The 24130-nt window shown below is 60.7% G+C and carries 21 protein-coding genes; 5 read left to right on the top strand and 16 right to left on the bottom strand.

What is annotated here, in order from left to right; genetic code table 11:
* From GRI38_RS08195 to GRI38_RS08180, 4 genes are all read left to right on the top strand, one after another.
* The coding region (locus GRI38_RS08195; protein WP_272916425.1) for a catalase-related domain-containing protein at nucleotides 1-722 on the top strand (722 nt) is incomplete at its 5' end.
* A gap of 958 nt (nucleotides 723-1680) precedes the next feature.
* The gene (locus GRI38_RS08190; protein WP_202389861.1) at nucleotides 1681-4245 is read left to right on the top strand and encodes a cellulase N-terminal Ig-like domain-containing protein; all 2565 of its coding nucleotides are present in this window, start codon (nucleotides 1681-1683) and stop codon (nucleotides 4243-4245) included.
* Complete coding sequence (locus GRI38_RS08185) at nucleotides 4242-4562, top strand: hypothetical protein (RefSeq protein ID WP_160682346.1); 321 nt, start codon at nucleotides 4242-4244, stop codon at nucleotides 4560-4562. The genes GRI38_RS08190 and GRI38_RS08185 overlap by 4 nt, the downstream gene beginning before the upstream one ends.
* A gap of 177 nt (nucleotides 4563-4739) precedes the next feature.
* Nucleotides 4740-5075 carry a response regulator gene (locus GRI38_RS08180; RefSeq protein ID WP_160682345.1) on the top strand — a complete coding sequence of 112 codons (336 nt, stop codon included), beginning with the start codon at nucleotides 4740-4742 and terminating at the stop codon, nucleotides 5073-5075.
* Here the strand turns inward: GRI38_RS08180 and GRI38_RS08175 are convergent.
* The 15 genes from GRI38_RS08175 to GRI38_RS08105 form a co-directional block, all read right to left on the bottom strand.
* A complete protein-coding gene (locus GRI38_RS08175) occupies nucleotides 5072-8446 on the bottom strand; it encodes a PAS domain-containing protein (RefSeq protein ID WP_160682344.1) in 3375 nt (1124 codons plus the stop codon). The two genes, GRI38_RS08180 and GRI38_RS08175, sit on opposite strands and share 4 nt — an antisense overlap.
* A gap of 652 nt (nucleotides 8447-9098) precedes the next feature.
* A complete protein-coding gene (locus GRI38_RS08170) occupies nucleotides 9099-9794 on the bottom strand; it encodes a Crp/Fnr family transcriptional regulator (protein WP_160682343.1) in 696 nt (231 codons plus the stop codon).
* A 437-nt stretch (nucleotides 9795-10231) separates the two neighbouring features.
* Complete coding sequence (locus GRI38_RS08165) at nucleotides 10232-10696, bottom strand: A24 family peptidase (protein ID WP_160682342.1); 465 nt, start codon at nucleotides 10694-10696, stop codon at nucleotides 10232-10234.
* 24 nt (nucleotides 10697-10720) lie between these two features.
* Entirely contained in the window at nucleotides 10721-11581 is an 861-nt protein-coding gene (locus GRI38_RS08160; RefSeq protein ID WP_160682341.1) for a hypothetical protein, read from the bottom strand.
* A 1-nt stretch (nucleotide 11582) separates the two neighbouring features.
* Nucleotides 11583-12554: a type II secretion system F family protein gene (locus GRI38_RS08155; protein WP_160682340.1), complete on the bottom strand. Its 972-nt coding sequence runs from the start codon at nucleotides 12552-12554 to the stop codon at nucleotides 11583-11585.
* Between the two features lies 1 nt (nucleotide 12555).
* Nucleotides 12556-13557, bottom strand: coding sequence for a type II secretion system F family protein (locus tag GRI38_RS08150; protein ID WP_160682339.1), 1002 nt, complete (start codon nucleotides 13555-13557; stop codon nucleotides 12556-12558).
* A 3-nt stretch (nucleotides 13558-13560) separates the two neighbouring features.
* Nucleotides 13561-14958, bottom strand: a complete 1398-nt coding sequence (locus GRI38_RS08145; RefSeq protein WP_160682338.1) for a TadA family conjugal transfer-associated ATPase — start codon at nucleotides 14956-14958, stop codon at nucleotides 13561-13563.
* Between the two features lies 1 nt (nucleotide 14959).
* Nucleotides 14960-16144, bottom strand: coding sequence for a CpaE/TadZ family protein (locus tag GRI38_RS08140; RefSeq protein WP_160682337.1), 1185 nt, complete (start codon nucleotides 16142-16144; stop codon nucleotides 14960-14962).
* A gap of 1 nt (nucleotide 16145) precedes the next feature.
* Nucleotides 16146-16790 (bottom strand): TadE/TadG family type IV pilus assembly protein, encoded by a 645-nt coding sequence (locus tag GRI38_RS08135; RefSeq protein ID WP_160682336.1) that lies wholly within the window; start codon nucleotides 16788-16790, stop codon nucleotides 16146-16148.
* On the bottom strand, nucleotides 16787-17275 hold the full coding sequence (locus GRI38_RS08130; RefSeq protein ID WP_337191257.1) for a TadE/TadG family type IV pilus assembly protein: 489 nt from the start codon (nucleotides 17273-17275) through the stop codon (nucleotides 16787-16789). Before GRI38_RS08130 ends, GRI38_RS08135 begins: the two co-directional genes overlap by 4 nt.
* A gap of 5 nt (nucleotides 17276-17280) precedes the next feature.
* On the bottom strand, nucleotides 17281-18858 hold the full coding sequence (locus GRI38_RS08125; RefSeq protein WP_160682335.1) for a TadE/TadG family type IV pilus assembly protein: 1578 nt from the start codon (nucleotides 18856-18858) through the stop codon (nucleotides 17281-17283).
* Between the two features lie 4 nt (nucleotides 18859-18862).
* A complete protein-coding gene (locus GRI38_RS08120; RefSeq protein WP_160682334.1) occupies nucleotides 18863-19162 on the bottom strand; it encodes a hypothetical protein in 300 nt (99 codons plus the stop codon).
* Nucleotides 19152-20666, bottom strand: coding sequence for a type II and III secretion system protein family protein (locus GRI38_RS08115; protein WP_160682333.1), 1515 nt, complete (start codon nucleotides 20664-20666; stop codon nucleotides 19152-19154). Before GRI38_RS08115 ends, GRI38_RS08120 begins: the two co-directional genes overlap by 11 nt.
* Entirely contained in the window at nucleotides 20656-21573 is a 918-nt protein-coding gene (cpaB, locus tag GRI38_RS08110; protein WP_160682332.1) for a Flp pilus assembly protein CpaB, read from the bottom strand. The genes GRI38_RS08115 and cpaB overlap by 11 nt, the downstream gene beginning before the upstream one ends.
* 170 nt (nucleotides 21574-21743) lie before the next feature.
* Complete coding sequence (locus tag GRI38_RS08105) at nucleotides 21744-21944, bottom strand: Flp family type IVb pilin (protein ID WP_160682331.1); 201 nt, start codon at nucleotides 21942-21944, stop codon at nucleotides 21744-21746.
* A gap of 542 nt (nucleotides 21945-22486) precedes the next feature.
* Between GRI38_RS08105 and GRI38_RS08100 the strand changes: the two genes are divergently transcribed.
* Complete coding sequence (locus tag GRI38_RS08100) at nucleotides 22487-23287, top strand: DUF2569 domain-containing protein (RefSeq protein ID WP_160682330.1); 801 nt, start codon at nucleotides 22487-22489, stop codon at nucleotides 23285-23287.
* 106 nt (nucleotides 23288-23393) lie between these two features.
* Here GRI38_RS08100 and GRI38_RS08095 read toward each other — a convergent pair whose 3' ends face one another.
* Nucleotides 23394-24011, bottom strand: coding sequence for a J domain-containing protein (locus GRI38_RS08095; RefSeq protein WP_160682329.1), 618 nt, complete (start codon nucleotides 24009-24011; stop codon nucleotides 23394-23396).
* Nucleotides 24012-24130: the final 119 nt, after the last annotated feature.

The following is a 24130-nucleotide window of genomic DNA, read 5'->3' as shown; positions in this document are numbered from 1 at the left end:
TCTACATCTCGCAAACACCGGTCGAACAGACCCATATGGCTAACGCGCTCACGTTCGAACTGTCGAAGGTCAAGCGCTTGAGCATCCGCAAGCGCATGGTCGGTCATTTGCGTCACATCGACGACGGGCTGGCAAAGGAAGTTGCGGATGGGCTGGGCTTGGATGAAATGCCCGACAAGGTGCCCGCCGCGCGCGATCCCATCACCGACCTGCCGGAGAGTCCGGCGCTCTCGATCTTGAAGAACGGACCCGGCAGCTTCAAGGGCCGCAAGCTCGGCATATATATCGCCGAAGGTGCTGACGCCGGCGTAGTCAAGGCGCTGAAGGACGCGACGACCGGGGCTGGCGGCATGGTGGAGATCGTTGCGCCGCACGTTGCCGGGGCGAAGCTGTCCGATGGCACGATGATGGCGGCCGACGAGAAGATCGATGGCGGCCCCTCGGTAACTTACGACGCGGTCGCGGTGGTGATGAGCGAAGCTTCCGCCCAGCGCTACAATACCGACAAGCCAAGCGTCGACTTCGTTAACGACGCCTTCGCTCACGCCAAGTTCGTTGCTTACGTGCCGGAGGTAAAGCCCCTGTTTGAAACGGCGGGTATCTGGGATTGGATGGATGATGGTTTCGTCGATGTGTCGGGCGGCAAGGACGCAGCAAAGCAGTTCATAGAAAGCTGCGGCAAGTTACGCTTCTGGAACCGCGAGAGCATCAAGCAGAATTGATCAGTCTCGTCGAGAAGGACTGGCGCAAGGCGTTGGCGCGAGTTGAAGTCATGCATGCTTCTGAGAGGTTCGATGTCAGCGAACGCATTCGTTTGAAAGTTGCCTCGGTGCCGGTCACATTCCGCGCATAGCTTATGAAACTGTTCGACGTCTATGCTTGCAATGTTTCTTCGAACGCGCCGTTCGAATTAAACAAAGAACAGCATGCAGATTTCGATCGTCGCTGACTTCTGAGTATTTGACAAGGTAGCTCGCTGGAACTTTCGCAGATTGAATGCAAAAGGAGCCCGTTAAATTTTCGTATTTTTGCTCTACAGCTAAGTCTGGACCGGTTGACGAATGTCCGACCTTGGCCCGAACGATTACTCAAGCGGATTCTCAGTTTGCGACCCAAGTGCGAACATTTTCGTTGAAGGGCCAATCTAACGAATTGCGGCCTCTGCTTGCTTTTGCAACTCCGAGATTAGTTGCGTAGTCCAAGCAGGATAAGCGAGCCGTTGCCGCGTAGTGTGCGGTGCTTTCGCTCCGTTGACGACCATTGAAACCGAAATGGCGACGGCCTTGGTACGGTGAGAAGAGCAGCGCGTACCGGGAAGTCGGCAGGCACGCTCGCCGCGCGCATCGCGTAGCAAATAGAGAGACGCGTTTCGGCTGCGATTGGTGTCCCGGATGGAGTAGTTGAGGCTATCGGTCCAAATGCGGTCAGTCCGGTACCGAAATGCAATCAAAAAACGCGCGTCCTGACGGTCGCTTCCATACAATGATACGCCGCACACTGACCTCTGTCGAAAGAACAGCGCTTACCGTGCGTCCCTGTCTTCCACTGGTTGTGACTTGGATCATGCTAACCGGTAGCGTTACCACAAATCGAATGATAGCTAAGCCTGCGACCGCGGTGGGCCAGTTGGGCTTTATACCCTTCGGAAAGGCCTCGGAATGCGAAAAAGGGGAGTGTGCATTGCAGGTTAAAACAGTAAGCGCGCTGTTAGCGCTATCACCCTTGCTCATCGCCCAGTCGGAGCCTGCTGAAAGCGAACTTGAGCTTGCCGCGCAGGGGTATCTCAGCGCACCCGGTCTCGAAGTCATCGTCTTCGACGACATCTATCCCGACGGGCATCAGACCGGCGTCACGATCATTCAGCACGGCCAGCGCGTCGCGGCCAATGGCGACGTACGGCTCGAGCCCGAACCCGGCCAATGGTCTCCGATGCCGGTCTCGGCCGGCGAACGCACGATCGATGCGGAGACCGGGGCCATAAGCCAGACCTTGCGTTATCCCGATCCTGCCAAGAACGGACGCGGATTCAACCCGATTTTCTATCCCGATCTCGATCTGGAATACACTGTCACCGTGCGGCCAGCGGGCGGTAATAGTTTCCGGGTCATCGTCGACCTCGCAAAGCCGCTGCCCCCGGAATGGGTCGGCAAGGCCGGCTTCAATATGGAACTGTTTCCTGGTCACCTGTTCGGCAAAGCCTGGTTGATGGACGAGAAGTCCGGGCTGTTTCATCCGCAGCCGAACGGACCAGTTACCGCTCTGGCCGGGGGAATCGTCCCGGTGCCGCGCAACGAGCAGGAAAATGGCCCGGTTCAGGATTTGAACGGTCAGGTCCTCGCCGCTCCGATGGCGACCGGGCAAAGTCTGACAATTGCGCCCGAGACCGAAAAACAGCGTATCCGCTTCGAAAATCAAGGACTTGGTGAGCTCGAGCTCATCGACGGACGCTCGGCGCACAACAACGGCTGGTTCATCGTGCGTACTGCGATTCCGGCAGGCGCGACGACAAGCGCGGTCGAATGGCTGGTCACGCCAGACACCATCGACGACTGGAGCTACGCACCGGTCATTCAGGTCTCGCAGATCGGGTACGCTCCGAACCAGCCCAAACGCGCGGTCATCGAAATGGCACGCAGCGAGGCGGTAGAGGGCGCGGCAAGGCTATACCGGCTTACCGGTGAGGGGCGCGAGGAGGTACTGTCAGCAGCACCGCAAAAGTGGGGCGATTTTCTGCGCTACACCTATGCGATCTTCGACTTCAGCGCAGTCGATGCGCCGGGGCTTTATCAACTCGCCTACGGCGACACTTTGTCGCATCCTTTCCGGATCGATGCGCAGGTCTATTCGCGGCATGCCTGGCAACCAACTCTCGAATACTTCTTGCCGGTCCAGATGTGTCACATGCGGGTGAACGAGAAGTACCGTGTCTGGCATGGTTTGGGGCATATGGACGATGCACTGATGGCGCCCGTGTCGCTCAATCATTTCGACGGCTACGTGCAGGGCGACACGACGCTCACCAAGTATGCGTCCGGCGATATCGTTGCGGGCCTCGACCGAGGCGGATGGCATGACGCAGGGGATTACGATCTGCGGGTGGAATCGCAGATCGGCACTACTTACATGCTAGCGAAAATGGTCGAGGAGTTTGGCCTCGACTACGACGCGACGACGATCGATCAAGACCGCCGGGTCGTCGAGATACGCGATCCGGACGGTGTCAACGACGCGGTCCAGCAAATCGAACACGGCTTACTGACCGTACTTGGCGGCTACCGTGCGCTGGGACGACTTTATCGCGGCATCATCACACCGAGCCTGCGGGCTTACGTCATGCTCGGCGACGCCGCCAATCACACCGATAATGTTTCCAAGCGGCGGGTCGAGGGAATTGGGTTCGACTCCAATGGCAACCCGATCGAGTGGGATGATCGATGGGTATTCACCGAGGACAACCCAAACCGTGAACTTTATGTCGCAGGCGGACTTGCGGCAGCGGGCCGGGTGATGCGCGCACACGGATCGCCGCTTGGAGAAGAGGCGATCGCCGCCGCGCGCGCGTTGACCGAACGCGCGTTCGAACGCTCAAACGATATTGGCAACAAGACCTTCGCGCTGGCCGAGCTGGCTCAGGCCACCGGGGATAAAGGCTACATTCGGCAGCTCGCCGCGATGGAGCATGCGATCATCGGCGATATCGAAAACAGCGCCTGGCGACTCGCCTCGATTGAGCCGCAACTTCCTGCAGGTTTTCGCCGCCGCCTCGCTGCTGCGGTCGCCGCGCACCAAAAGAAGATGAACCGTAGCGCCCAGACTGACAGCCCTTATGGCGTGCCATACGAGCCGGCGATCTGGGGAGCGGGCTGGACGATCCAGTCGCTCGGCGTGCGGCAGTGGTTCTTCCACAAAGGCTGGCCAGAGGCGACGTCAAGGGACAGCTTCCTCAATGCACTCAACTTCGTGCTCGGCGTCCATCCGGGGGAGAATACGGAGAGCTTCGTTTCCGGGGTCGGCGCAGATTCTCCGCTTGTCGCCTACGGCGTCAACCGCGCAGATTGGTCCTATATTCCGGGGGGTGTTATTTCGGGCACCAACCTCGTGCGGCCCGACTTGCCAGAACTCAAGGAATGGCCATTCTTTTGGCAGCAAGGCGAATACGTTATCGGGGGCGGAGCAACCAACTACATGTTCCTGGCGCTGGCGGCGGACGCGCTTTACGGCGAGACGAAAGAAAACGAACATTGAGCTGCACGCTGCTACCAAGCCTGATGGGCCTTATCGGAGCCTGCGCGCCGTTGCCGCAGTCCTCGATGCCGCTTGTAGCTGCCGTCGACGAGACCGAAGTTGTCGGTCTGATCGATGACGATCGGGAGATCCGAGAATACGTGCTCCGCAGTAGTTCCGGGATGGAGATGCGCTTCCTCAACTACGGCGGGGTCATCACCAGCCTTTTCCCGATCTTGCTCTTTTTAAAAACCTCGTTCGTATCCTCTGCCTCCAATCGATCGCGACAACGCAAACTCCCTTTGCATGTATTTTCCGGGTTGCTCCCCTATCGGTAGTCCCGTTGACCAATTTGATGATACTAGACGATCTGCGTCCTTTGGCCTGGCCTGTCTCAAAAAACCGGTTTTTGCTCATAAAGTTGTTTTGGTCGCATCGCGCCTCGCCCTTTCATATCTAGACGAGATCATCCATAAGTATGTGCAGGAACGGAGGGGTGCATGCCGAACAGGATATTGATCGTCGAAGACGACGGGATGATAGCGATCATGCTCGAAGACATGATCGATGCGCTCGGACAGCAGGTCGCAGGCTCGGCGAACTCGTTATCGGCGGCGCTCGCTTTTTTGCAGAACGATACTCCGGATGCCGCCATCGTCGATCTGCGTCTTGGTGAAGAGGACAGCTATCCTGTGATGGACCGCCTTCGCAATCAGGGAATTCCATTTGCAGTGGCCAGCGGCTATGGAGCGAACATTGATACGTCGCGCTGTGGCGAACCGCTGGTCCTCATCCCGAAGCCTTATGTTCTCGATGACGTGGATAAGGCAATTCAGAGATTATTTAGCTAGTCGGCTGTTACCTTTTGGCGATCACAGCGCACTTTCAGGCGGCGCAATAGTGTCGTCACATCGGCTGGCCGGTCCACCGCAGGAGCGATACTTGTGCATCGATCCTGGAGGTCCTTCAAGCGTTCCCAACTATCGGTTAGGACAAGGATGGGCAGGCTTTCATTAAGAGACCGTACTGCACCCACGGTCCTGCGCACGTCGATCTGGTTTGATCTGTCGTCCAGCACCGCGCAAGCATATCGGCCCTGCATCAAACGGATTTTGTTTCGCAATTCTCGTTCGCTATGCACGATATCGACGTCGTAGCCGGACGAACCGAGCGCTTCACGAGCGGGGCCATGGGAGCGCTTCTCGTCTACCAGGACGATGGTGCGACCGAAATTGCCAAGCTCGAGAACGTCGCGGACCTTGCGCGCGAGTTCGGCAAAATTGAACGGTTTCTGCAACAAGGCCACGCCGGGCTGCAAGCGCCCCGAATGCACGATTGCATCGCGGGTGTAGCCAGAAGTATAAAGAACTTTGAGATCAGGACGGTCTCGTCGCAGTTCTTCGGCAAGTTCTTCGCCGGTTATCCCGGGCATGACCACGTCGGTGAAAAGAAGGTCGATCTGATCCTTCGTCCTATCCAAGGCTTTTTTTGCCTCTTCTCCGGAGCCAGCTTCCAAGACTCGGTAGCCCAGTTCGCGCAGGCAATCCGCAGTATAGACTCGAACGTCCTCGTCGTCCTCGACGAGTAAGATCAGCTCCTCCTTGTCGCTTTCCTCAAGCGTATCAGCCGCGGCCTCATCAACCACCGACGTCGCTCCGTGGAGACGTGGCAGATAGATTTTGATCGTCGTTCCCCGATCGGGCTCGCTATAGATTTTTATATGCCCTCCGGACTGCTTGACGAGGCCATAGACCATACTGAGGCCAAGTCCGGTGCCCTTCCCAACCTCCTTGGTCGTAAAGAACGGTTCGAAGACCTTGTCGAGAAGTTCCGGCGGCATGCCCATGCCGGTATCGCTGATTGCCAGCATGACATACTGGCCCGGTGCGACTTCGGCGTGGCGCGTCGCATAACATTCGTCCAGACGGGTATTGCTGAGTTCGATCGTAAGTCTGCCGCCATCGGGCATCGCGTCGCGAGCGTTCACCGCGAGGTTCATGATCGCGGATTCCAGCTCATGCGCATCCACTTCGACCAGCCAGAGGCCCGGTGCACCGACGAACTCCACTTCGATGCGTTCGCCAAGCGAGCGATCGATGAGTTCGGATATTCCTCTTATCAGCCTGTCCAGCCTGATAGGTTTTGGATCTAGCGGCTGGCGCCTTGCAAAAGCCAGCAATCGCTGAGTCAGCGACGCAGCGCGTTGTGCTCCCTTCTGCGCTCCGTCCAACGCCCGAGTTACACGCGGACTGACATCGCCCGCGTTCGCGATCGCTCTGGTGGCCATATCGATATTGCCTGAGATAACGGTCAGAAGATTGTTGAAGTCGTGCGCGATACCGCCGGTCAATTGTCCAACAGCTTCCATCTTCTGGGCCTGTCGCAGCGCCTCTTCAGCATTCGCTCGCCGCTCGATCTCCGCAGCGATGCGCTGCTCCAACGTGTCGGTAAGCTCCCTTAAATCGGCCTCCACCCGCCGACGCTCATTGAGCTCGTCCTGGGCGGAGCGATAGAGTCTGGCATTATCGATGGCGATGGCGGCGTGAGCGGCGATACCGGTCACCAGTCGTTCGTGCTGCTGGGTAAAGCGGCTAGGTTCAGGATGGCCGAAAAGAAGCGCGCCGATAACCTCTCCCTGCCGGCCAATAACGGGAACGGCGAGATAGCTGCGGACCGGAAGATGATCTTTAGGCATGCCGTTATGGGGCGCGTTCCGCCCGTAGCGTTCATCCTTGGTTACATCGTCGGAGCGGATCGTGCCTTCCCCGGAAAAGGTTGGCCGAAAAATTTCAGTAATGCGAGGGCGTCCAAGTTTTTCAAAATCCGCCCTGTCGGCACCCGAAAGCGTATAGAGAAGATACTGTTCTCCCGCACCGTCTTCCACATTGTAAAAGAACGCCCCGAATTTTGCTCCAATCAACTCGACTCCTGCATCAGTCACCTTCTGGACGAGTGTCTCAAGCTCCAGTTCCGCCGACAGATCGCTTCCAACGCGCCGAAGGGTTTCGAGCCTCGCCTTTTCGGCGATAAGCGCTTCATTGGCCTCATGCCGGTCATGGATATTGACCGCCACACCGGTCCATGAGTCGACCTCACCGTCCTTGCCGATGACCGGACGACCACGCACCAAGTGCCAATGCCAGGAGTCATCGCTCCCACTGCGAAAGCGTACTTCGACGGACCATTCGGATTTGCTGCGACTGCCAGCCTGCCAGGCTTCTCGAAGCGAGAGGATATCATTGGGATGAAGCGCCTCTTTCAAGCCAGTCTCTGCGGAATTGTCGCGCGGCTGGCCAGTGAAATCGAACCACTGCCGGTTCGCATAGGTCAGTTCGCCGTCGGCATTGGCCATCCATACGATCTGCGGCGAAACCTCGGTCAGAACGCGATACCGCTTTTCGCTCTCCGCTAGCTTCTCCTCGGCTTCGCGCGATTTACTGACGTCCAGCATGGCTCCGATCATGCGGACCGCTTGCCCTAACTCGTCGCGGATGACGCTGCCGCGATCATAGACTGTAGCGTAACCGCCATCACCGCGACGGAAGCGATATTCGGCCTCCCACTCATTGCCGCTACCGTCGATCACGCTATGAATGTCGCGGTCCACCCGTGCCCGGTCATCAGGATGGATCTGGTTCAGCCACCAGACGCCTGTCGCTTCGACTTCGGCTTGGCGATGCCCGAACGCTGAATAAAGCGCATCATTCCATTCTACGTCGTCGTTTGCGAGATCCCAGTTCCAGACCGCATCGTTTGTGGCTTCGAGGACGAGGCGATACTGCGTTTCGCTTCGTCGAACCGCATCCTGGGCTTCTACAATGGCCGATAGGTCGACCACAGCTCCGATGAACCGAACGGCGATGCGCTTCCCCTCCTGCTCCTCGAAGAAGTTACGCCCAGTCGCTGCGAGATGCCTTAAGCGCTTATCGTCGATCCCGATCGTGCGGTAGGCGATCTCGTAGCTTCCGGAGCCATCCGGATCCAATGCGCGCTGAACAGCGCTATCGGCTCTTTCCCGATCGTCAGGATGAAGGCCGTCGAGGAAGGTTTGATAATCCACTTCTCGCGAAGAGGATAGGCCGAACAACTCGCGACATCGACTATCCCAATTCAATCGACCCGAACGAGGCTCAAACTCCCAGACCCCGATACCCGCTGCCCTTGCTGCGACATCGAGACGTGTTTGCGCTTCGTTGCGCCCTTCCTCGTTCTCCGATTTCATCTACGTCGGTTTGTCCATGAGCTTCGCAATGTCAATCTAGATCGAACCCGGCCAACGTACACCATCCTTGTCGAAAGAAGTGGGTTGTTCCTAGGGGCTGTTTGAGGAGCCGAAGTGATTTCATAAACTGGACGTTTGCGCTCAAGCGAAAAAGGTTTGGTGTCTAGTGGGTAACAGATTGGCGGCGTCAATCAGTGCGTTACCCTTTAAAGAGTACCGAAACCGAGCAATTTCATCGATCTCGAGGCCTAAATCGTGGCGAACTTAACGGGTGAAGCATACGATATCCGAAGGAATGAGTGATCCTAGATCGCAAGTTTGTAGTCCTATCCGGGTATCGCGCAGCGATTGACGTGACCCCCTGTTTTTCGTCCTAGTTGAAATAGAGTCCGGCCCTGCCAGAAGGACGGATGGGATGTAGAGAACGAGGTTTTCAGAAGAGCAGATCATCGAGGTACTGAAGGAAGCGAAGTCGGGCGGCATCCTGTTGCTGGCAAGCACGGACGACCAAGCTTGCGGTAAGCGATCTGAGAAGCGCGCGAAATCGGCTTTCCGAGATCCATTTGGTAAATAGGCAAAGCTAAACGTTTGCCATTCGATGTAATAGCTGAGGCTGTTTCTCGTTTGCATAATGACGACCAGACTACACGCATTAAGGAGGCCCTTCGCCGTAGAGATATGCCGGGTCGAAACGCGCGATCTTCTCCAACCGTTCGCCATTATCGATTCTGATCAGATTCCGGCGAATTGTGACCACCCCATCCTCGCGCAGGTCGCGGAGCGATCGATTGATTTGGACTTGGGAAAGGCCGCATAAATTGGCCAAATGGCGTTGGGTGAAGGGCATGACAAATCCTTGCGGGCTACCCAGTCCTACCATGCGCAGGCGATGGCAAAGCTCCGCGATGATGTGCGCGACGCGTCCCGTGGCACGGTGCCTTGCTAATTTGGCAATCCATTCGCGGTGCATCGCACCGTCGAGGCAAGCCGCGCACCACAATAGCTTCGCCAATTGTGGTTCGCGCGCTATCATCTGCTGCAAGAGCTTGTGCCGAATGATGCCAATTTTGGCGGCTCCTACCACGCCTATGTCGTAATCCAGTCGCTTCATCACGAAACCCTGCAAATCGACCATATCGCCCGGGACATGAAGGCCCACAATGCTTCGGCTTGTGTCATCTGCAATGATGCGAATCGCGAACCCGCTTATAAGAATGGTCGCGTGCTCGCATAACTCGCCCGATGCATGAACAAGGGTTTCTCCCTTAAGCTCCCTGACCTCATCGACCGATTGTTCGAGTAGCTGCTTCTCGCGCTCGCTCAGAACATGCCGCCGCCGGTTCGCCATGAACCGTCCGGTAAGAGGATAACGCTCCCATTCTGGTAAATCCGTCATTGAGCCTCCTATTCTTCCCGGCCAAATCGCGTGCCGGAGTGTGGTTCCAGCGGTTAAGGCTCGTCTCCACAATTTGATCGCGAACAGGATTTCGGAGCGAAGTTGATTGGGTGAGGCGGAGCAACCCGCGGCGGCACGAACATCAAGAGCATGGGCCCTCGCTCAGCGACACCGCTCCGCGAACACTGTTCCAAGACTACGCGCATCGGGCAGATCGGCTCATTTGCCTTGCGGCGACCAACAAAGAACGAGTGCTATACGGTTCGGTTTGTGCCTTGCTTTCGCTTCACGAGGTGGAAGCAAAACACCCGCTCATACCGCCTGCCGCGACATGAACGTTGCGATGGGTCGTATCCGCCGGGAGCGAGAGATAGTGCGGGCGACGCCGCTTACGCGAATTGCCCGAAGGCTGCGATGATTCCGCCCGTGGCGATGGCGACACCGTAGGGAAACTTGCCGAAATCGCCGTCGCTCGCCCGGGCCTTGATGCCGCGGAAGCGCCTTACGATGATCCACAGCAGGATGAGAGCCAGCCCCGCCAGCGATACCGCGAGCAGGAGTTCGAGCCCTTTCCATAGGATGAAATAGCTCGCCGTACCTGCATAGAATTTCGCGTCGCCCGCTCCCACGACGCCCAGCGCATAAAGAATCATGCCAACGACGAGTGCCGCGACTGTATGAGCGAAATACCACGGAACGTCCGCGAGCCCCTCGACCGCAAAGCCCTGGGCGAGGCCGAAGACCAGCAGCACGAGGGCCAGCCAGTTCGGCAGGCGGCGCGTCCTGACATCGCTATAGGCACCGATGAGCAGGAGGACGGTCAGGCCGACCGGCCAGAGAAGCGTGCTATCCATGATAAGCCGTCACACGATGGGTAATCAGAAATCGCTATCGACCGGCAGGGTGACCCGCACCGGATAGGATTCGCTGCGCGCCGGACGGCGTGTTTCCGCCGGTCCGCTCGTCGTGATCGACACGCGAACCGGATAGGGTTCGGCATTGCTGGGGGTTGAGACCGACTTCCTGTTGGAAAGGACGGTGAGTGCCGACTTGCCGAGCCGCGTTTCGCCTGCTTCTTCCTGAGCGGCAGGTTCTACGGGCGCCGGGGCTGGGCGCGGATTGCGATATTCGACGGTGGCGCGCCGTGCAGGCGCAGTATCCTCGGCGACAGGGGCGCTGGTCAATGCCAGTTCGCCATTGCCGCGCCGTTCTAGGCGAGCGCCCCCCTGCTCGATGACGATCGCTCCGCGACGTTCGGCGGTCCGGGCGGTCTGCCGTTCGGCCTGCCGCGCTTCGAGGCGGGAAGCTGCCGCGAGTTTGCGGGCCGCATCGGCGCGGCGCGCCGCGAGCAGTCGTTCGCCGACATCCGAGGTGTAAAGCCGCGCGAGGTTCGCGGAAAATCGCGTATCGCCGGGGGCAAGGGTGACTGCCTTGGCAAAATGGCGCTCGGCGAGATTGGCGCGGCCAAGCTTCGCATAGGCGATGCCGAGGCCGTTATAGGCTTCCCCGGCGGTGGCCGGGTTGAGCGCGGCCTTCTGGAATGCGGGTATGGCGTTGCCGACATGACCGTCGCGCAAGGCTGCCTTGCCCGCTGCGAGGTCGGCCGGACCGAAGATGTTGGCAGAGGCACGGCGTGGTTCGTCCCGGCCGCCGAAATTGAACGCTGCGGAAAAGCTCTGGCATCCCGAAAGCGCCGTTCCGAGCAGGATTGCGGCGGCGATTTTCCCTGTCTTTCTCATTTCATCCCCCTGTCATTGCCGGTATCACGTCCCGCAGCGCCAGGATCACGGCGGGCAGGGCGAGAACGCCGATCATCGTCGGCAACATGAATACGACGAGCGGGATCGAGATCAGCACCGGCAGGCGGTGCGCCTTCTCTTCCGCGCGCATTCTGCGCTGTTCGCGCATTTCCGCCGAATAGACGCGCAAGGTCTGCGACATGCTGGTTCCCAGCTTGTCGGATTGCACGAGCAGCGTGGCGAAACTCTTGATCTGATCGACGCCGGCATTCTGGCCGAGCTTGCGCAGCGCCTCTTCGCGCGTCGCGCCGGCTCGCATCAGCAGCGTCGTCTGCAGGAACAGTTCGGAAATCAGCGGGTGCGACACGGCCATTTCGCGGCCTACCCGGTCGAGAGCGGCTTCGAGGCCGAGGCCGGCTTCGACGCAGACCAGCATCAGGTCGAGACTGTCTGGAAAGGCGTTGATGATCGCCGTCTGGCGGCGGTCCGCCTTTGCCTGGATGAAGAGTTTGGGCAGATAAAGGCCGAGAACCGCGAGGAAGGCGCTGACGAGATACAGGGTCAGCAGGCTGGGCGGATCGCTCGACAGGCTCGCCATCAGCAGGAAGATGCCCGGCACGACGAAGATCAGCGTCAGCTTGACCAGCGTGTAGATACGGGGCGCTGCGGCGGAATGATAGCCCGCGGCGCGCAGCTTCTTGCGCAATTCGTCGTTCGACGTGTCCGACAGGTCGAGGCCGCCGCGTTCGATCTTTTCCGACAGCTTTGCCCATGCGCTCTGGCTGTTGTCGCCGATGAGGCTGCCGCTCTGCACGGCGGTGCGCTCGTTGCTCAATTGCGCGAGGTTGCGGGCCGTGCGGATACGCTGCGAGGAATAGCTCGCCACGATATAGGCGACCATCGCGACGAGGCCGAACAGGGCAAGCAGGACGAGGCCGCGCAGGATCCAGTTGGAGGCGAAGAGTTCAATCATGTCAGACCTTCAGATCGATCATGCGGCGGATGGTCATGACGCCGATCGTGTACATGACGAGGAGGGAAATGGACCCGATGATGAAGATCGGATCGTCCGCCACGTCGAGATAGAATTCGGGCGCTCCGATGAAGACGAGGACGAAAGCCGCGACCGGCAGGACGGACAGCATCCACCCGGTCATGCGCCCCTCGGAACTGAGCGCGCGCACCTTCATGAACATCGAATGGCGATCGCGGATGACCTTGGAGATGTTGTCGAGAATTTCGGCGAGGTTGCCGCCCGTCTGGCTCTGTACGGACAAGGAGACGACGAACATCCGCATGTCCTCCAGGTCCCAGCGTTCCGCCATGTGGTTGAGTGCAGTGATGAGGTCGGCGCCATAGGATACCTCGTCCGACACGATGCCGAACTCGCTGCCGATCGGGTCTTCCATTTCGTGCGTCAGGAGGTCGATGGCGGAAGCCACCGGGTGACCCGACCGCAGCGCACGCACGAAGATGTCGAGCGCGATCGGAAATTGCTGCTCCATCTTCTTGCGACGGTTCAGCGCCTTGCGATTGACGACGAGATAGGGAACGCCGAAGGCCAGCGCCGCCGAAACGAGCAGGGCCAGCTGGACCGTGCCGAAGGATACGCCCACGCCCGTCGCCGAAAAGACCAGGATCAGGAACAGCGCGATTCCGGCGAAGCCCAGCCCCATGAAGGCTGCCATCTGGCTTGCGGTCAGCGAGATGCCGGAGGTGAAGACGGTCCGCTCGAACGCGGTCGCGCGCCTCGCCAGGAACCCCGGCAGATGGCTGAAATTGCGCGGCTGGTTCTTGAGAAGCGTGCCGACGATCTTTTCCCGGTCGCCGCCCTGGCCGATCATCTTGAGGCGCTTGTTCACCGCGCCGCGATGGCTCGACCGGCTGGCGATGCCGCGTCCGGCGAGCTGGATGACCAGCACGACCGCCGCGAAGATCGCGAGCAGGATGAAGATGCGGGTAATCTCTGCGCTCATGGCTCAGCCGATCTTCGCATCCGGACGGAACAGTTCGGGCGACAGGGTGACGCCATGCGCCTCTGCCTCGGCGAGGAACTTGGGACGGATGCCGGTGGCTTCGAAATGGCCGCGCACCGTGCCGTCTTCCTCGATCCCCTCGCGCTTGAACTTGAAGATTTCCTGCATGGTGATCGTCTCGCCTTCCATGCCGGTGAGCTCGGACAGGCTGAGCACCTTGCGTTTGCCGTCGGACAGGCGGCCGACCTGCAGCACGACGTTGATGGCGGAGGCGATCTGGTTGCGGCTGGAACGCGCGGTGATGTCGATCCCGCTCATGCCGATCATCTGCTCGAGCCGCGAGAGCGCGTCGCGCGGCGTATTCGCGTGAACCGTCGTCATCGAGCCGTCATGGCCGGTATTCATCGCCTGCAGCATGTCGAAGGCCTCCCCGGCGCGGACTTCGCCGACGATGATTCGATCAGGCCGCATACGCAGGGCGTTCTTGACGAGGTCGCGCTGCGTCACTTCGCCCGTACCCTCGATGTTGGCGGGGCGCGTCTCGAGCCGTGCGACATGCTCCTGCTGCAGCTGAAGCTCGGCGCTGTCCTCGATGGTGACGATGCGTTCGCTCTCGTCGATGAAGGAGGAACAGGCATTGAGCATGGTCGTCTTGCCCGAACCCGTACCGCCGGAGATGAGGACGTTGCGGCGCGAGCGCACGACCGCCATCAGCACTTCCGCCATGGCGGCGGGCATACTGCCGAGATCGACCAGCTTCTGCATGCTGATCGGGCGCTTCGAGAACTTGCGGATGGACAGCAGCGAACCGTCGAGCGCGAGGGGCGCGACGATTGCGTTGACGCGCGATCCGTCGGCGAGACGCGCATCCACGAAGGGCGAGCTTTCGTCGATCCGGCGGCCCACGGCGCTGACGATCTTCTGGATGATCCGCATCAGGTGCTTCTCGTTCTGGAAGCGCGTCGGCATCCGCTCGAGCCGGCCCTGCCGTTCGACGAAGACCGTGTCGCACCCGTTGACGAGAATGTCGGTAATGGAATCGTCGGCCAGCAGCGGTTCGAGCGGTCCGAGCCCGAGCAATTCGTGAAGGATCTGGTCAACGAGATCGGCCCGTTCCTCGCGGTTGAGGGGCTGGTCAAAAGTGACCAGCAACTCAGGGACGATGGCGGTGATTTCGCTCTTGATCTGTTCGTGCGGCAGCTTGTCGAGCATCGAGAGGTTGAGCTTGTCCAGCAGCGCGCTGTGCACCGCCGACTTGACCTGCAGCATCCGCTCTTCGCGTTCCGAGTTCTTCGGGTGGAGCGAGACGTCCTCGACGACCTCGACCGTGTCGTTGGCGACGTGTTCCGGGCTCGGGGCCGGGGTCGAACGGTCATCCTCGGGGCGGCGAATCTTCCACATGTCAGTCGCTCCCTTCGAGCTTTGCATTGATCGTCTGGGCCAGCGCCTCGATCTGCTTGCCGAACTTGGTCTTGCGCTGCACGTGCTGGACGAGGGCGCCTTCGTCCTGCGCATTCTGGAGAAGCTGCGGATCGGCGATCAGCGAGGCCGCAATCGGCATGTTCAGCGCCTCTGCCGCATCGCCCGCATCGATCGTCTTGAACAGCCGCTTCTCGACGCGGTTGAGCACGATGTCGAAGCGGTCGCGCTCCAGCCCCAGCGATTGCAGGAACTGAATCTGACGCTTGGCATGGCGCAAGCTCGCCAACGACAAGGTCCCCACCTGCACGACGCGGGTGGCGGCGAAGAGGGTGGACACGGCCCAGTTAGTAAGAGCGGCGGGCAGATCGACGATCACGATGTCGTATTGCTTCCGCGCCAACGTGATGACCGCCATCAGCCGGTCGAAATCGACCGCCTCGATCGGCAGGATGTCGGACGGGGCGGCAACGACGTCCACGCGGGGATCGCCTTCGCATACGACCGAACGCAGCAGGTCCTCATCGAGGCGCCCTTCGGCATCGATCAGATCGGCAAGCGTCAGGCGCGGCGCGCAACCGAGATAGGCACCGGCATCCCCGGTCTGAAGGTCGCAATCGATGATGCAGGCGCGCGCACCCGCTCCGCGTTCTTCCGCAAGGGCGGCGGCCAGATGCGTCGCGACGGTCGTCGAACCCGCACCGCCGATGGTCTTCGTGATGGCGAGGAATGGCGCCAAGCGCACATCGCCGTCGCGGCGGTGCTCGATCGTGCGGGCGGCATCGCTGATCGCGGCGAGCAGTTCCTCGATCTGGAACGGGAGGCCGACGAAATCGGCCACGCCGCGGCGCATCAGGGCGCGCGTCGTCGTGATGTCGATCGTGTCGAGCGCAGCGATGATCGGCGTATCGGGCAGGCTGCGGCGCAGCGCGTCCACGCGCTCGATCGATCCGGTCAGCGAGGGGTCGACCTCAATCACCAGGATGCGGGTATCGCGCAGCTTGTCGAGGGCGGGCAGTTCGGACGGTGCGCAGGCAAGCGTCGCGATGTCATCGTCGAGCGCGTCGAGCACGTCGAGCATCTCGCGGCGGGCGACCACGGTGACGCCGGCCGGCATGTGGAGGGCGTTCTGCGTGTTCATCTTCCTGATTTCGTCGAGCCTGCTCATGTCAATTCGCGAACGTCCCCTGGCTGTCTTCGGCGGTCAGCGTGTGGGAGACTGCGGGAAGCCCGACATCGGCGCCGAACAGCAATGTCGAGATTGGCTGAAAGTCGAGTCCGTCGACCGTGACGGTTACGAAAGGTGCGACGTCCGGGCCGTTGGGATCGCCGGCATAACCGATGCCCGACCAGTCGTAATCGATCGTGATATCGGTATCTTCGATGTCGCCCTTGAACTGCCGCATCCGGTCGGCGATCGCCGTGAAGGCGGCGGAGTCAAAGCCGGGCGTCAGACCAGTCGCGCATTGACCAACACAAGTGCAACCGGTCGAGGTGCAGGTCACGCCGCCAAACGCGGTCTTCGGAACCACTGTGCCCTGCGGAATGCCACCATTCACGGCGAAGCTGTAGCTGGCGAGCCCGCTCGGCACCATGTCGGTCGCGACGGCCCAGCGCGTGCCCATCTGCGTCGCCTTCTCGGTCTGGTTGAAGTTCCAGGCATAGAGGCCGACATCGAGGATGCCGAGCAGGAACAGCAGGAAGATCGGCAGAACTAGCGCAAATTCAGCGGCGCTCGCGCCATGCTCGTCGCGGGCGAAATCGCTGAGGAAGGCGCCGCCGGATCGGTGAGGAATGGCGCAATGCGAACTCATAGCCCGTTCACCACGGCCTGTGCGTTGGCGGCCACGTTGATGTCCGCATCGAGCAGGCCCAATGCTCCGAACAGTGAGGGATAGGACGCCGTCGCCGACACGGTCACGACCGGCGCGCCGGAAGCGAGGTCGGTGAAGATGCCCTTCGTCGTTTCCGCCGTATTGCAGGTTACTGAAACGGTTACATCGGCATTGTCGGTCCAGTTGTAGATCAGCGGCGGGGCCGTCGTATCGGCAACGCCAGTGCGGGTGACGTTCTGGATGAGCGCCGCTTGGCTGCTCGTGCCCGATCCGCAATCATAGGCGCTGAAAGGCAGCCGCCCGGCATAGCGCGCCCCGTCGCGCACGGCCTTCACGATCTTGTGCTCGGTGTAGAAATAATGGCCTGCCTCGAAGCCGCCGAACATCAGGATCATCAGCAGGGGCACCATCAGCGCCATTTCGGCGGCCGCCGCACCGGAGCGATCGCGGATGAAGGCGCGCACAAACCTCATTCGATCAGATACGGGACGTCGCGCCGTACCTCCTGCGAGCCGAACACGCCGTTGCCGGCAATTTGCGACTTTCCAATGATTTCGAAATAAATAACGTCTTTGAACGCGTTGTAGCGCTTGGCGTCGTCGACCGAGGGTTCGACGAGGAAAACATCGACGAAATCCTCGATATTAACGGGCGTCGACGTACCGCTGAGTTCAGCGCAATTCGTCACGACCGCGATGCTGAGGACACGGCGTTCCTTTGGACCGGTCGCGGCGCTGCAGACGGGCTTGCCGGACTGCGGAGCGGTATTGTTGATCTTGTCGTTGGCGATTTCCCACAGATAGGTTTCGTAGCGGGTCATCGTCGCATAGCCCGGCGGGGGCGTTGCATGGTTCTTCGCGAAATAATCCTCGCGCGCCCAGTTTCCATCGCCAAACCGTCCCGTGCCGGTTCCGCAAAGGCCGGTGCCGTTAAAGCTCGTATAATGGCAGTTATCGCGCGGCAGGCCCATCACCGTCGGATTGTTGGCGCTGACCTTTCCGGCTGACCAGGAACCGCTTGCGACAGGTTTGAACTCCGAGCCGGATTTCGGCAGTTCCCAACCATTATTGCCGACCTTGCAGGAATTATTGCCGCTTGTCTTCGTACGAATGAAATCCTTGGTCACATTGGGAGCGGCAAGGCAAGCGCCGCCCTGGCACGGCGCGAGCGTCGAGCCGCCATTGCTTGGGAAATCGTACAGATCGAAGCGGGTGTTGATCGCATCGTACAGCCCCTGCGGGTTGCCGGTGCTGACCTTGTTGTTCTCGAGGCTGATGCAGTCGGTTTGCGGCGTGTTGAAAGCCAGCGCCGTCAGCAGCCGGGCGTTCTTGTTGCCAGCATCGCCGTCGACGCCGGGAATTTGCAGGAAGCCGAAATTGCCCGGCGACCACTTGGTCCCGGATGTCGTCGTTCCGGCATCGCCTCCGGCCTTGTTCTTGCCGGTGGAGTGGCCCGTCGCGGCGATCCCCTGGCCCTTGCGCGCATCGGCGTTGAAGGGCGTGCCGGGATCGGGATGGCAGATCATGATCGGCGGAACCTTGCAGATCGCCGAGCCGAGGCCCGCCAGCGCCGCCGCCTGCAATTCGCCGCGCAGCGCTCCGGTAACGGGCAGCAGGGCGTAGTCCACCCCGCGCACATCCACCAGCACCTCCACGAAATTGGCATTCGCATCCGAGGTCGCGGCGTTCGTCTTCGCCTTGTCCTGCCAGAACATGATCGACTCGCTGCCCGAACAATCGGTCGCCTCGGTGAAGGTGATCGCGTTGTCGTCGCTCGTCAGAAGGCTCGTATTGACCACCAGCGAGCGCGCCGCGGTCGAAGCCCTCGTGCAGGCGCCCGACTTCCCGTCGAGCTGCGAGGCGGCGGCGAGCGCGGCCTGGTCGGCCCCGTTCTGCAATTCGCTGTCCATCCCCATCAGCCGGGCATAGTCCATGCCCACCCCGGCCATCGCGATGAGCGGGACGAGCGCCAGCGCATAGGTCGCCGCGACCGCCCCGTGCTCGCCGGACCAGAAGGACTTGGCAAGAGGATTGGCGAGGCGGCGCATGATATCAGGCTCCCGGTCCGGTGGACACGCCCTCGGTCGTGGAGATCGTGTCGGGTTCTTCGACGGTCTTGTCGCGATAGGCATCGACGGCATCGACGGCGCGCGAGGCGCTCGATTCCATCGGCTCGTCATAGACGGGATCGGGGTTCACCACCTGCGCGGCGTAGGTCGCGCGATTGGCGGAGCCGAAGCCCGGATCCTGGTAGCCGTAGAGCTCGCGGTCCTCGATCGAGGCGCAGGCCGAGGCGGCCAGCAGCAAGGCGAGGGCGGAAACGCCGCGCAGGGCGGTGCGATCAATACTCATATTCGCTCTCCCCGCGGGTGGCGTCGTTCAGGCGATTGTCGAGCGAGGCGTCGGCGGCATAGTCGGGCGGAGGCGCCGCCGGATCGAAGCGCACCGGCCCGTCGCGGGTCGGGCGCTGCCCGGCCGCATTGTCGTAGGGGCGATAGCCCGTGCCGTTGAGGATGACGTCGGCCTGCACCGGATCGGTCACCCGCTCGGTCGGCAGTTGCACCTGGTCGGGCCGGATCGGCTGGACGAGGCGCGGCGTCACCACGATCAGCAGCTCGGTCTCGCCCTTCTGGAAGCTGGAGGAGCGGAACAGCGAGCCGAGGATCGGGATGGAGCCGAGGATCGGCACCTGGTTGACCGTCGTCGCGAAGTCGGACTGGATCAGCCCGGCGATGGCGAAGCTTTCCCCGTCGCGCAATTCGACGACGGTGCTGGCGCGGCGGGTCTGGAGGCCCGGAATACGCAGGCTGCCGACCGAAATCGAAGCGGCTTCGTCGATGGAACTGACTTCGGGTTCGACCAGCAGGTTTATGACGTCGTTGCCGATCAGCGTGGGGGTGAAGCCGAGGCTGACGCCGAAGGGCTTGAACTCGATGGTAATCGCGTTGCCGCCATCGCCGTTAGCTGCCCCGCCGGACCCGCTCTGCACGACCGGGATCGGGAACTCGCCACCGGCAAGGAAGCTGGCCTTTTCGCCCGAAAGCGAGACGAGGGTCGGTTCGGCCAGCGTCTTGGACAGGCCGCGTTCCTCCAGCGCGTCGAGCGCTGCGTCGATAGTCAGGCCCGCAACGTCGAACACGCCGTTGATAATCGCGAAGCTGTCAGTAATTTCTGACAGCCTGAGACCGTCACTGGTAAAGCCCGCTCCATTACCGATAACACCCTGAAAATCGCTGCCATTGGTGAACAAAGCACTGATGCCGATATCCTTGCCGACCTGCCGGTTGACTTCGGCAAAGCGCACTTCGAGCATGATCTGCTGGCTGGTGCCCAGCGTCATCAGATTGACGACGTTCTCTTCCCCGGCATAGGCGCGGGCAAGCTGCACCATGCGATCGGCGGCGCCGACGCTGGATGCAGTGCCGCTCATCACGATCTTGCCATTTGTGAGGCGGGCATCGACCTGCTCGTTCGGCATCATGCTACCGATCTGGTCGCGCAGGGAAATGACGTCCGGCCCGACCGCGACATCGACCACGGCAAGGACGCGGTTCTGCCGGTCGTATAGGGTGAGGCTGGTCGTTCCCATCGCCTTGCCCAGGACATAGACGCTGCGGTCGGAAATCGGGAAGATGTCCGCGATTTCCTCGTTCCCGATCAGCGCGCGGTCGATCGTGCGGTCGGCAGTGATGACCTGGCTCTTGTTCAGGGGAACCTCGACCGAACCGGCATGGACCGACATTTCGGCCTGCCCATATCCCGGTCGATAATCCTGTGCGGATACGGTGGTTGCAGCGCCGATAGCGGCGAGCGCCGTGGTCAGCCCCATGAGGCGACGGATAGTCTTAGCGGCCATAGCGGTTCACCTCGTATGTTTCGTTGTCCGTGCCGCGCACGATCTGCATCGTCGGCCCGCGATAGCGCGGTGCGGAGGGCGCAGGGGCGGCGGCGGGCGTTGTGGCTTGGGCCATGCGCGGGGCGGGGGCGGGGGCGGGGGAGCCGCCGCCGGTGTTGCGCGCAGGAATGTAGAGACCGGCGCTGCCGAGATCGCTCGGCAGGACGGGCGACGTGCCGCCGACCGTCTGGTTCTCCACATTGCGAAGGGCGAGGCTGAGATTGCCTAATTGATTGGCCAGCGTCAGCTTCTGCGCGCCGTAAAGATCGGTCTGCAAGGTCGCGGTCTTTCCGACAGCGGGGGCGGTCTCGCTTTCGCTCGCCACCTGGTCGATGGCGAGGACGAGCACGTTTTCCAGCACGGTCGAGGTGAACTGGTCGTCACCCTGTGCGCCGTCGCCCGGAATCTGTCGCGTCAGCATGACGTCGACGACGTCGCCTGCACGCACGAAACCGGCGACGCCGGTAATCTCATTGACTGGAATGGATACGGCGCGCTGATCCTCAGGCAGAACAGCCGAGAGGGTCGCACGACCGCCTTCGCCGGAAACCTTGCTGGAAAGGATCGGTTCGCCCACGGCCAGCGGGCGGAGCGCGACGCGACCGCCGCGGGTCGCGTCCTCGATGGAAGTGAAGGCACCGATCGGCACCGAAGCGGCGGGCCAGGCGGCGAGCCGCATATTGGTGGGCGCGAGAGCGGTGCCGAAGCCCATATCCTGCGTCGCGACGACGATTCGCGTCATCGCCTCGTCCTGTGCGAGGCGTTCCTGCCGCGCTTCGATGCCAGAGAAATAGCTATTCGCCAGAAAAACGGCGATCAGGCCGAGAAAGACGGCGATCCCCAAAACTGCGAGGTTTCGACCCCTCATGCCTGCCCCCTACCAAAAGAAACTCGTTGCTCGCGGGGACCGTCCAGGGTCCGGTCGCGAGGTATTTCAGTTTCGGGACGATAGCGCGCATTTCTTAAGGCGCGTCTCAAGAAATTCCCGAAGAAAAGGTAAAAGGGCGCGGTGAACAAGCCACCGCGCCCTCAAACTTATTAGTCAGCTGCTACGCCAGCCGTTGCATCCTTGTTCGCCTTATCAAGCGAAGTTTCGGCACGATTGATCGACTCAAGGATCTCACCGCCCAGAGCGACGGTTGCCGTAGCAATCGCTGCGCCCACGATGGCGAGGATCAGAGCGTATTCAGCAGCCGAAGCGCCGGATTCGTCAGCAACGAAGTTCTTAATGAAAGTCATGATGTATTACCCCAATAGATACGCGCCTGTTTCGGTTTGCGGCACGTCGTTCCCAAAGCAGGGCCCGGCCTCTATTTCCGGTTACCCATTAGTGTCCGAGGGGGTTTCGTTTATGGACCTGCGCGACCGTTGTTTTTTTAAGGAACATCCGCTTTCGCTCAGCTCCATTTACGCAAGTCCCTCGGGACGCATTCAATTTCCTAAAAAGCACGGTTCGACGCAATAAAAAATTCCTAAGGATATGTTAATCGTTATAAAACAAACACTTATTTGTGCCAAAATTGGACCGAAAAGGTTAACGGTCGCGTTAACCATTGCAGCGATGCCACATTAACCATTTCGAAACGAGCGCCAACAAGTGCGAATCGCGACTCGCGTTCCCGCGAATCAGCAGATTCGCGGACGAGTCGGTATGTGTACGGGGCGAATAGAAGGCTTGCCTCTTTAGCGAATGTTAACCATGCTCGTGCCAGATGCCTTGAAACCGCGCAATCCCGCTGCCTCCGCCGCGGGAACCGGATGGTGGAAAAGGCGTCGATCAGATGATGGCAAGCATGGAACGAACGGTGCGCAACTATATCGCTTCCCTCTACGGTAAGAGCGTCGTCATCGTCGCTTTCCTGAAGCGGCGGACGCGCTGGATCGCGCTCGCCTGGCTGGCCGTCATCCTGCCGCTCGCCGCGTTCCGCATCGCCTTCCCCATCCTGCCCTATACGGGGCTCGACGACATGATCGGCGTCGCGGCAGGATACAGCCTCGTCGCCATCGCGCCGATCGCCGGCTTCCTCATCGCCCGCAACGCCTTCCTGCGGCGGGAAACGCTCGTCCAGCCGCGCTTTCGCCTCGCCCTGTTCGGCAAGTGGAAGCGGGTGGACCGGCGCACCGCGCGCAAGCTCGACGGGTTCGGGCCGGTCGGCTTCATGGCCTCCCTCATCGTCGGCATGATGATGAACGTCGTCTTCCGCAGCGGGGAATATTTCCTCGCCATCCCCGCCATGGGCCATGCCGCGCCCGAATGGGGCCAGGTGATGTTCTGGGTGATGACCGCCGACCTCGTCGTGACGAGCTTCTTCTACATGGTGTGCTTCGCCATGGCGCTGCGCACGGTGCCGCTGTTCCCGCGGATGCTGGTCTTCGCCTGGGTCATGGACATCGCGATGCAGCTTACCATCGCGCAGGTCGTCTCAGGCGTGGCGGACCTGCCGCCGAATGTTGCGGTGGCACTCGGCAATGTCCTCGAAGGGAACGTGACCAAGGTGCTGATCTCGGCGGCGATCTGGCTGCCCTACCTCCTCCTGTCGGACCGGGTCAACCTGACCTATCGCCACCGCGTCGCCGCCTGATTTCGGGGCGCGCATTTCGGGTGTGCTTCGGGGGGTGATCGGGGCGCGTTTTCGACTCGCGTGATTGCCTGCGCTTTTCAGTGACTTAAGCTACCGCCGATGCCCGCTAGGCATCGCTTGACCCCTTCTCGACATCATTGTGGCGCGCAGTTTTACTTGGGCCGGAATCCTCCAGATAGAGCTTTTCGGCAAGGTTGGAGCGGGCGCTGGCGATGACCTCGTCCACCCCCTTTATGGTGATGGCGAGCGTGCCCTGCTCGGTCACGTCGATGAGAGATTTGGCCTTCAAGTACCAGATATGAAAGTCGAATTGTTCCTCCGAACAGTCGAGCAATTCCTGCAAGAGCCAGCCGACGATGCCGGCGTCGGAGGGGTGGGAACGGCGCCGCTTGTAGAGGTGGAGGAGGATCTTGGCGTGGATTTCCGCGTCGCTGGCGGCGGTCTCCTCGTCGATCGCGTCATGGTCCGCAAGGCCGGCGGAGAAGGGTGCTTTGCCGTTTGTTTTCAGATACTTGGCGTCGTATTCGGCGCGGCGTTTCGGGTCTTTCAGGACGTTGTAGGCGTCCACCACCTGAGTAAACCTGTCAACGTCCGCCGTATCGCGCGAGTCGGGGTGGTACATCTTCGCGAAGAAGTGGTAGGCGACCTCCAACGTGCGGGCGTTGCAGTCGGGCTCGACTTTGAGAAGGTCGTAATAGTCGACGAACTGTTCGGCGTTGTCCATGGCGACTTGGGGCCCCTTCCGCGGCTGGTGCTCTATTGCGCCTTGCCAACAATTAAACGCGCGGTCGAGAGTTTCTTACAACGCAAATCCCTGATTTTTTTAACCTGTGCCAATAACCT

Origin of the sequence: Parapontixanthobacter aurantiacus (assembly GCF_009827635.1) — a bacterium.
In the GTDB taxonomy this organism is placed as follows: Bacteria; Pseudomonadota; Alphaproteobacteria; order Sphingomonadales; family Sphingomonadaceae; genus Parapontixanthobacter; species Parapontixanthobacter aurantiacus.
The sequence above is the reverse complement of the archived record's forward strand: the minus strand, read 5'-3'. Positions and strand labels throughout refer to the sequence as shown.